The following is a 6,394-nucleotide window of genomic DNA, read 5'->3' on the forward strand; positions in this document are numbered from 1 at the left end:
GGCGCCTCGTCGCGGCGACGCGCTCGGGGGGCGCAGGCGCGGATAGACGCCGGCCAGTTCGGCGCGAAACTGTTCCATGTCGTTGAGGTCGCGCCAGGGGGTGCGCGGCGCCGCGTCGCCGGCGATCCGCTCCGCCATCTCGCGGTTACGGCCGAGTGTCGCCTCCGTCACGTGGCTCGGCGGCGTCGTGACCGTCACGCCGCCGCGCACGAGATAGAAAGCGGCGGAGATGCCGCCATGAGCCGCCACCTGCACGCCGCCGTAACCGTGGCGGAGCAACCGCTGGGCATATTCGACGTTTTCATGACCGCAGAAAGTAAATCTGGTGTCGAAATATCCCCCGAACAGCACCGCCTCTCGCGAGAAGCCGGCCGCATGCGATGTCAGCATGGGCGCGAGATAGGGGTCCTCGCCCGTGCCGGCGCCCGCGAGGCGGGTATCGGCGATGGCGGCGGGGGCGTGATTGACATGGCCATGACGCGCCGCCGCGAGGATCCAGTCCCGTTCCCACCCGCGCGTGGCGGGGAAGGTGTCATCCTCGAGCAGGATGACCACGTCACAGCGCGCCAGTTCCACCAGATAAAAAAGCAGCCGGTTCTTGTTCCATGCCGTCCCGCGTCGCGGGCCGGCGATCGTGGTGACATGCTGGGCCCGCAACGCGTCGGCGGTTCCGTCGCGCGACCCGTCGTCGGCGACCGCGAGCGTGTAGGGGTGGACGGTGTGGGCCAGCACCCGCCCGACCGTGGCCAGCACGAGATCGCGGCGGTTGTACGTTGCGATCCCTATACCAAGCCGCGTAATCATCGGGCACTCTCCGTCATGGCCGGTCGGCCGTGCTGTATCCCGCGCCGGCCGGCGCGGGTTATCCTGTTCAAAGCCAGGGGCGGCGGTCTATCCCGGTGCGCCGTGCCTGGCCTGCCCGACCTCCCCCCGGGCGGACCGTCGGGGTAGAAGGGGCATCGGTCTCCGGCCGCAGGGCCACCGCCTGACCATCCGGCACGCATCTTGCCGGCCCCGCGGGACGATCACCGGCGGCTACGCGGACGGCGCAGTCCGCGGTGCCGAGGATATGTAATGTTACGAGGATTTGGCAGACCGTGAAGATACTGGTCACCGGCGGTTGCGGGTTCATTGGCTCGGCAGTCGTACGACATCTGATCGCCCGCAGCGACGACGTGGTCGTCAACGTGGACAAAATGACATATGCGGCGAGCGAGGATGCGTTGGAGTCCGCCCTGCGCGACCCGCGTCACATCCATGTCCGCGCCGACATCGCCGATGCCGAGGCGATGGCGCAGGTGCTGGCAACCCATCGGCCGGACGCGGTCATGCACCTCGCGGCCGAATCCCATGTCGATCGCTCGATCGACGGGCCGGCCGCGTTCATCCAGACGAACATCGTCGGCACATACGTGCTGCTCGAGGCGGTACGGGCCTACTGGACGGGCCTCGGTCCGGCCGAACGGACGGCGTTCCGATTCCATCACATCTCGACGGACGAGGTGTTCGGCGCCCTCGAGCACGGCGACCCGCCCTTTACCGAAACGACGCCCTATGACCCGCGTAGCCCGTATTCGGCAAGCAAGGCGGCGTCCGACCATCTCGTGCGCGCGTGGCTGCACACCTATGGCCTGCCGACGCTCGTCAGCAACACCACCAATAATTACGGGCCGTGGCAGTTTCCCGAAAAGCTGATCCCGCTGGTCACGCTCAACGCGCTGGAAGGCAAGGACCTGCCGGTGTACGGCGACGGGTCGAACATGCGCGACTGGCTCTTTGTGGACGACCATGCCGAGGGGCTGGTGCGCGTGGTGCGGCACGGACAGCCCGGCGGCACCTACGCGATCGGGGCGCGTCAGCCGCGCACGAATCTGCAGGTGGTGACCTCGATCTGCCGCCTGCTTGACGCCCGCGTGCCGGATCCGGCCGGTCCGCGGGAGCGGCTGATACGGTTCGTGAAGGACCGGCCCGGTCACGATTTCCGCTATGAGATCGACCCCTCCGCCGCGGAGACCGCCCTCGGTTGGGTCGCGGCCCATGATTTCGACGCGGGACTTGCCGCTACGATCGACTGGTATCTCGCCCATCGCGCCTGGTGGGAGGCGATCAGGTCGGGGCGCTACGACGGCCAGCGTCTCGGTACGGCGGCGTGACGGAGAGGGGACGATGAAAGGTATATTGCTCGCCGGCGGGTCCGGCACGCGACTGCATCCGATGACGCTCGCGGCGTCGAAGCAGCTGCTGCCGGTTTATGACAAACCGATGGTCTATTACCCGGCATCCACGCTGATGCTCGCGGGCATACGCGACATCATGGTGATCTCCACCCCGGCCGATCTGCCGCAGTTCCGCCGGCTGCTGCGCGATGGCGCGCATCTCGGCCTGCGCATCGCCTATGCCGAGCAGCCAACGCCGGACGGCATCGCGCAGGCCTTCCTGATCGCGCGGGACTGGATCGGCGGCAGCCCCTGCGCGCTCGCGCTCGGCGACAATCTGATCCATGCCGATCACCTGTCGGTTTCGCTGCGCGCCGCCGCCGCCCGGCCGGAGGGAGCGACGGTCTTTGCCTATCAGGTGCGCGACCCAGAACGCTACGGTGTGGTCTCGTTCGACGAGGCCGGACGCGCGGTGGAAATCGTGGAGAAGCCGGCCGCGCCGCTGTCGAACTGGGCGGTCACGGGGCTGTATTTCTACGACCACCACGTCGTCGACATCGCGTCCTCGATCAAACCGTCCGCGCGCGGGGAATTGGAGATCACCGACCTCAACCGGGTCTATCTCGAGTCCAACCGTCTGCATGTCGAACGCCTCTCGCGCGGGTGCGCGTGGCTCGACGCCGGGACGCCCGACAGCCTGCTGCAGGCGGCGACCTTCGTGCAGACCATCCAGTCGCGCACCGGCATGCTGGTCGGCTGCCCGGAGGAAGTCGCCTTTCGCATGAAATACATCGACGCCGATGCGCTGCGCGACCAGGCGCGCCACCTGGGCAAGACCGATCTTGGGCGGGCGCTGCTCGAACTGGCCGAAGGCGAGCACGAATGAAGGTGGAGCGCCTCGGCCTCGGCGACGTGATGCTGCTGACCCCGCCCCGCTACGGCGACAACCGCGGCTTCTTCTCCGAGACCTGGAATGCCGCCCGCGCCGCGGAGGCCGGGATCACGGGCACGTTCATCCAAGACAATCACAGCATGTCCGCGACGGTGGGCACGATCCGTGGGCTGCATCTGCAAATCGCCCCGAGCGAGCAGGGCAAGCTCGTGCGTGTCGTGCGGGGCGCGATCTGGGATGTCGCGGTCGATATCCGCCACGGCTCGCCGACCTACGGCCGGCACGTCGCGGCCGAACTGAGCGCCGAGAACTGGCAGCAGCTGTGGATTCCCCCCGGCTTCCTGCACGGCTTCTGCACGCTGCTGCCGGATACCGAGGTGATCTACAAGGTGACCGGTCCCTATGACCGCGCGGCGGAGCGGGGCGTGATCTGGAACGACCCGGATCTGGCCCTGCCATGGCCGGTTCCGTCCTCCGGGCCCGTGCTGTCCGAGAAAGACACGGTCCTGCCGCGCCTCGCCGAATGCCCCGTCTGGTTCAGGGTCGAGGGATGACGATGCTCGTCCTCGGCGGCAGCGGCCAGCTGGCGCTTGCGCTGTCGGCAGCGGCGGAGGCGGCGGGCATCGACTGCGCGCGGCTGGGCCGTCCGGAGTTCGACTTCGACCGGCCGGAGACGGTGGCCGCGTTGGACTCGGTGCCCGCGCGCCTGATCGTGAATGCCGCCGCCTACACCGCGGTCGACGCGGCCGAGGGCGATGCGGCGGCCGCCGAGCGGGCGAATGCCGCCGGCCCGGCGCTGCTGGCCGCGCATTGCGTGCGGCGCGGCATCCCGCTGGTGCATATCTCGACCGATTACGTGTTCGACGGCAGCAAGGGCGCGCCGTATATCGAGACGGACCCGACGGCGCCGCTCGGCGTCTATGGGGCGACGAAACTGGCGGGCGAGCGGGCGGCGATGGCCGCGTGGCCGCGCACCGTCATCCTCCGCACGGCCTGGGTCTATTCCGCAACCGGGCGCAACTTCGCGCGCACCATGCTGGGCGCCGCGCGCAAGACGGATACGCTGCGCGTCGTCGCCGATCAGCGCGGCTGCCCGACCACGGCGGCCGATCTCGCCGCCGCGATCGTCGCGATCGCGCCCCGCCTGTCGGACGGGTGGGAGGACGGGCTGGCCGGCATCTATCACGCGGCCGGCGGCGGCGAGACGACATGGCACGGTCTGGCCGTCGCGCTGTTCGAGGAGGCCGCCCGGCACGGCCTGAAGATGCCGACCGTCACCCCGATCGCGACGAGCGACTGGCCGACGCCGGTGCGCCGGCCGGCCGATTCCCGGCTCGACTGCGGCAAGCTCGCGCGGGTCTTCGGCGTCGCCTTGCCGCACTGGCGCGACAGCGTGGCACCCGTGGTGGACGCCTGGTACGCCGCCGCCTGACCGCCTCCCGCGCCCCTATTGGGCGCGGCGGCCGAAGGAGATCAGATAGGCCCGTACGCGGGCCATGATCAGCGGATCGTCCGAGACCTCGATGCCCGGCTCCAGCACGTTGGGCAGGTAGCGCAGCGCCCGTTGCGTCGCCGCCTGATCGGCCGACGTGCGCGCGAGCGTAATGGTGCCCAGATCGACCATCTTGCGGTCGGCGGGCCAGGGCGCGCTGGGGTCCTTCGTCTGATCCCCGGAATCGGCAAGCTGCGCGCGCAGCCGGAACACCACCGGCGCCTGTGCGATGCGCTTCGGCAACTCGTCGATCAGGAAGTCCGCCGGCTGCTTGGCCGCGTCCGCGGCACCGAGATGATCGATGCCGGCCACCGGCTCGATGCGGAAGCGGAATGCCTGCCGCTTGCCGTCCCGGTCCACGAAGATGAAGGCATCGACGCCGTTATAGGCCTCGCGTGCGAAGCTCGACGGGGTGGCGACCGAGCCGAACGCCTTGGGCACGGTCGGATGCGCGGCGATGAAGGTCTCGGCGGCGGTGGGTTTCGTCGCCCCCGGCGGACTCGCCGCGAGCGCGCTCAGCAGGGCGAGAAAGTCCTCGCCGGTCGCCACCGGAAAGAAGGCGAGCGAGTTGGTCACCACGTCCACGACGCCGCCGGCTTCGGTGTGGAACTTGATCGCCATGCCGTGCGGGTTGGCGCCCTGCGCCCCGTCCGGCAGCGTGGGCAGGCCCGTCGAATCGGAGAACCGCACCGTGACCGGCACCGGCTCGCCGGCGAAGATACTGGCCTTGCTCAGGGTCGCGGCCGCGGCGGTGGGGGTGAACGTGCCCTCCGCAATCACGCCCTTGGCGTGGTTCGCGCGCATGCCGGGATGGCGGCCCCATAGCGTGTTCATCACGTCCACGGTCTTGGTGGCCGTGCTGCCCTGGGCGGCCGCCGGCCGGGTGGTGCCGGCCATCAGGACGCCGGCGAGGGTGAGCGGCACGGCAATTCTGTAGGAGTGCATCATGCGTCCTCGTTTTGCAGACGCGATCATATCGGGGTGCCGAACGACGCGGCCAGTGACTCGTGCGTGGCGGTTGCGTCCGGCGCTGGTCCCTATGGATCACGACCGCATCGGCGTGGTGCGCGGGCGGACCATGCCCGCGGCCGCCGCGACCAGCGCGCCCGTCAGCATCAGCACCGCCATGCCGCGCGGCGTCCCGTCGGTCAGCCAGCCGGCCAGGATGCCGCTGAGCGCGCCGAGCACGAACTGCATCGTCCCCATCAGGGCCGAAGCGCTGGCGGCATGCGCCGCGTGGCGCGACAACGCGCCCACGGTCGTGTTCGGCATGACGAACCCCATGCTGGCCAGCGAGAGGAACACCGGGGCGACCACGGCCGCGAGATGGCGCGTGCCGGCGAAGGCCACGGCGCAGAGCACGGTCGTGGAGGCCAGGTAGATCGCGGCGGCGATGGCCAGGATACGGTCCTCGCCGATGCGGGCGATCACTAGGGCGTTGACCTGCGAGGCCATGATGTAGCCGCCGGCGCATAGGCCGAAGATCATGCCGTATTCGGCGGGGGTGATGCCGAAGCTGCGGATATAGACCGTCGACGACCCGCTGATATAGGCGAACATGCCGAACATGCCGCCGCCGCCCATCAAGGCGTGGGTGATGAAGCCGCGTTCGCGCGCGATGGCGATGTAGCGGGCCAGCAACCCGGTCGGGCCGAGGCGGACCCGCTGCGACGGCGGCAGCGTGTCGGGGATCAGCGTCGCCACCAGCAGGGCGCACACCGCCCCATAGGCGGTGCAGGTCCAGAACAGCGTCCGCCAGCTGCCCCAGCCGAGCAGCAGGCCGCCCAGGGTGGGCGCCAGGATCGGCGCCACGCCCATGATCAGGATCAGACGCGACATCAGCCGCACCGCCGC

At 69.7% G+C, this 6,394-nt stretch carries 7 protein-coding genes; 4 read left to right on the forward strand and 3 right to left on the reverse strand.

Translation table 11 applies throughout. The features are described from left to right. Positions 1–804 (reverse strand): glycosyltransferase family 2 protein (locus B8460_RS07840; protein WP_048861032.1); only part of this gene is annotated, 804 nt, incomplete at its 3' end. 293 nt (positions 805–1,097) lie between these two features. On the opposite strand from B8460_RS07840, the gene rfbB reads away from it, so the two are divergent. Genes rfbB through rfbD form a run of 4 tightly spaced genes read left to right on the forward strand, consistent with a single transcriptional unit; the run spans position 1,098 to position 4,480 of the window. Next, positions 1,098–2,153, forward strand: a complete 1,056-nt coding sequence (gene rfbB / locus B8460_RS07845) for a dTDP-glucose 4,6-dehydratase (RefSeq protein ID WP_048861033.1) — start codon at positions 1,098–1,100, stop codon at positions 2,151–2,153. A gap of 13 nt (positions 2,154–2,166) precedes the next feature. Beyond that, positions 2,167–3,042 carry a glucose-1-phosphate thymidylyltransferase RfbA gene (gene rfbA / locus B8460_RS07850; RefSeq protein ID WP_048861034.1) on the forward strand — a complete coding sequence of 292 codons (876 nt, stop codon included), beginning with the start codon at positions 2,167–2,169 and terminating at the stop codon, positions 3,040–3,042. Next, complete coding sequence (gene rfbC, locus B8460_RS07855) at positions 3,039–3,602, forward strand: dTDP-4-dehydrorhamnose 3,5-epimerase (protein WP_048861035.1); 564 nt, start codon at positions 3,039–3,041, stop codon at positions 3,600–3,602. Before rfbA ends, rfbC begins: the two co-directional genes overlap by 4 nt. Further along, positions 3,599–4,480, forward strand: a complete 882-nt coding sequence (gene rfbD, locus B8460_RS07860; RefSeq protein ID WP_148360445.1) for a dTDP-4-dehydrorhamnose reductase — start codon at positions 3,599–3,601, stop codon at positions 4,478–4,480. The genes rfbC and rfbD overlap by 4 nt, the downstream gene beginning before the upstream one ends. Positions 4,481–4,495: 15 nt before the next feature. Here rfbD and B8460_RS07865 read toward each other — a convergent pair whose 3' ends face one another. Together B8460_RS07865 and B8460_RS07870 are read right to left on the reverse strand one after the other, a co-directional pair. Then, positions 4,496–5,485 carry a catalase family peroxidase gene (locus tag B8460_RS07865; protein WP_148360447.1) on the reverse strand — a complete coding sequence of 330 codons (990 nt, stop codon included), beginning with the start codon at positions 5,483–5,485 and terminating at the stop codon, positions 4,496–4,498. 99 nt (positions 5,486–5,584) lie between these two features. Continuing rightward, positions 5,585–6,394 (reverse strand): MFS transporter (locus tag B8460_RS07870; RefSeq protein ID WP_048861038.1); only part of this gene is annotated, 810 nt, incomplete at its 5' end.

It is taken from the genome of Acidisphaera rubrifaciens HS-AP3 (assembly GCF_000964365.1).
Taxonomy (GTDB): domain Bacteria; phylum Pseudomonadota; class Alphaproteobacteria; order Acetobacterales; family Acetobacteraceae; genus Acidisphaera; species Acidisphaera rubrifaciens.

Excerpts from the sequence above, each read along its gene's own strand:
- B8460_RS07865 (WP_148360447.1), bottom strand. The coding sequence starts at position 5,485 with ATGCACTCCTACAGAATTGCCGTGCCGCTCACCCTCGCCGGCGTCCTG.
- rfbC (WP_048861035.1), top strand. The coding sequence starts at position 3,039 with ATGAAGGTGGAGCGCCTCGGCCTCGGCGACGTGATGCTGCTGACCCCG.
- rfbD (WP_148360445.1), top strand. The coding sequence starts at position 3,599 with ATGACGATGCTCGTCCTCGGCGGCAGCGGCCAGCTGGCGCTTGCGCTG.
- rfbA (WP_048861034.1), top strand. The coding sequence starts at position 2,167 with ATGAAAGGTATATTGCTCGCCGGCGGGTCCGGCACGCGACTGCATCCG.